The sequence below is a fragment of the Pseudoalteromonas sp. BSi20495 genome, from assembly GCF_000241185.1.
GTDB lineage: Bacteria > Pseudomonadota > Gammaproteobacteria > Enterobacterales > Alteromonadaceae > Pseudoalteromonas > Pseudoalteromonas fuliginea.
The window spans coordinates 1-3001 of record NZ_BADY01000109.1 but is presented as its reverse complement, the minus strand read 5'-3'; the positions used below and the strand labels follow the sequence as shown (position 1 = coordinate 3001).

Genomic DNA, 3001 nt, shown 5'->3' with positions numbered 1-3001 from the left:
CATAAAACGCGTTTGGCGTTGTATGGTTAAGCCTCACGGGTAATTAGTACAAGTTAGCTTAATGGCTCACACCACTTCCACATCTTGCCTATCAACGTTGTAGTCTTCAACGGCCCTTCAGAGACTTTAAAAGTCTAGTGAGAACTCATCTCGAGGCCTGCTTCGCGCTTAGATGCTTTCAGCGCTTATCAGTTCCGAACGTAGCTACCGGGCAATGCCATTGGCATGACAACCCGAACACCAGCGGTTCGTTCACTCCGGTCCTCTCGTACTAGGAGCAACCCCTCTCAATTCTCAAACGCCCACGGCAGATAGGGACCGAACTGTCTCACGACGTTCTAAACCCAGCTCGCGTACCACTTTAAATGGCGAACAGCCATACCCTTGGGACCGACTTCAGCCCCAGGATGTGATGAGCCGACATCGAGGTGCCAAACACCGCCGTCGATATGAACTCTTGGGCGGTATCAGCCTGTTATCCCCGGAGTACCTTTTATCCGTTGAGCGATGGCCCTTCCATTCAGAACCACCGGATCACTATGACCTACTTTCGTACCTGCTCGACGTGTCTGTCTCGCAGTTAAGCTGGCTTCTACCATTACACTAACCGTACGATGTCCGACCGTACTTAGCCAACCTTCGTGCTCCTCCGTTACTCTTTAGGAGGAGACCGCCCCAGTCAAACTACCCACCAGGCACTGTCCGTAACCCCGATTCAGGGGCCAACGTTAGAACATCAAAACTACAAGGGTGGTATTTCAAGGTTGACTCCACAACAACTAGCGTCGCTGCTTCAAAGTCTCCCACCTATCCTACACATGTAGGTTCAATGTTCAGTGCCAAGCTGTAGTAAAGGTTCACGGGGTCTTTCCGTCTAGCCGCGGGTACACAGCATCTTCACTGCGATTTCAATTTCACTGAGTCTCGGGTGGAGACAGCGTGGCCATGGTTACACCATTCGTGCAGGTCGGAACTTACCCGACAAGGAATTTCGCTACCTTAGGACCGTTATAGTTACGGCCGCCGTTTACCGGGGCTTCGATCAAGAGCTTCTCCCTAAGGATAACCCCATCAATTAACCTTCCGGCACCGGGCAGGTGTCACACCGTATACGTCATCTTGCGATTTTGCACAGTGCTGTGTTTTTAATAAACAGTCCCAGCCACCTGGTCACTGCGGCTCCCGTCCGCTTAGAGAGCAAGTCTCATCACAGATAGGAGCGTACCTTCTCCCGAAGTTACGGTACGATTTTGCCTAGTTCCTTCACCCGAGTTCTCTCAAGCGCCTTAGTATTCTCTACCTGACCACCTGTGTCGGTTTGGGGTACGATTCCATATAATCTGAAGCTTAGAGGCTTTTCCTGGAAGTATGGCATCAGCAACTTCATCACCGTAGTGACTCGTCTCGTGTCTCAGGTTTAATGTTCGTCCGGATTTACCTAAACAAACGCCCTACTCACTTTCACATAGACTACCAACGCTATGCTTGCTTAGCCTGCTCCGTCCCCCCATCGCAATTATATCGAGTACAGAAATATTAATCTGTTTCCCATCGACTACGCCTTTCGGCCTCGCCTTAGGGGTCGACTTACCCTACCCTGATTAACATGGGATAGGAACCCTTGGTCTTCCGGCGTGGGAGTTTTTCACTCCCATTATCGTTACTCATGTCAGCATTCGCACTTCTGATACGTCCAGCATACCTCCCGGTACACCTTCAACCGCTTACAGAACGCTCCCCTACCACTCAGAATAAATTCTGAATCCGCAGCTTCGGTGCATAGTTTAGCCCCGTTACATCTTCCGCGCAGACCGACTCGACCAGTGAGCTATTACGCTTTCTTTAAAGGATGGCTGCTTCTAAGCCAACCTCCTGGCTGTCTGGGCCTTTCCACATCGTTTCCCACTTAACTATGACTTTGGGACCTTAGCTGGCGGTCTGGGTTGTTTCCCTCTTCACGACGGACGTTAGCACCCGCCGTGTGTCTCCCGGATATTACTTTACGGTATTCGGAGTTTGCAAAGGGTTGGTAAGTCGGGATGACCCCCTAGCCTTAACAGTGCTCTACCCCCGTAAGTATTCGTCCGAGGCTCTACCTAAATAGATTTCGGGGAGAACCAGCTATCTCCCGGTTTGATTAGCCTTTCACTCCTAGCCACAGGTCATCCCCTAACTTTTCAACGTTAGTGGGTTCGGTCCTCCAGTTGATGTTACTCAACCTTCAACCTGCCCATGGCTAGATCACCGGGTTTCGGGTCTATACCTTGCAACTAGTCGCCCAGTTAAGACTCGGTTTCCCTACGGCTACCCTATTCGGTTAACCTCGCTACAAAATATAAGTCGCTGACCCATTATACAAAAGGTACGCAGTCACCCAACAAGTGGGCTCCTACTGCTTGTACGTACACGGTTTCAGGTTCTATTTCACTCCCCTCACAGGGGTTCTTTTCGCCTTTCCCTCACGGTACTGGTTCACTATCGGTCAGTTGGGAGTATTTAGCCTTAGATGATGGTCCACCTATATTCAGTCAAAGTTTCACGTGCTCCGACCTACTCGATTTCACTTAAAATGTCTTTTCATGTACGGGACTATCACCCTGTATCGTGGCGCTTTCCAGCAGCCTTCCATTAACACATAATAAGCTTAAGGGCTGTTCCGATTTCGCTCGCCGCTACTTTCGGAATCTCGGTTGATTTCTTTTCCTACGGGTACTTAGATGTTTCAGTTCTCCGCGTTCGCCTCGTTAACCTATGTATTCAGTTAACGATACCTGCAAGCAGGTGGGTTTCCCCATTCGGAAATCCTAGTCTCAAGCGCTTTTTACTAGCTTGACTAGGCTTATCGCAAGTTAATACGTCCTTCATCGCCTCCAACTGCCAAGGCATCCACCGTGTACGCTTAGTCACTTAACCATACAACCCAAACGGGTCTTTGTTTTGTGACAGTTTAACTTCGCCAGAAGTCAATATTGAATACTAAAGTAGATACCAATCAATCAAC

At 49.6% G+C, this 3001-nt stretch carries 1 rRNA gene; it reads right to left on the bottom strand.

Annotated features, from left to right (window positions below):
• Window positions 1–22: 22 nt before the first annotated feature.
• Window positions 23–2913 (bottom strand): 23S ribosomal RNA (locus P20495_RS20775).
• Window positions 2914–3001: the final 88 nt, after the last annotated feature.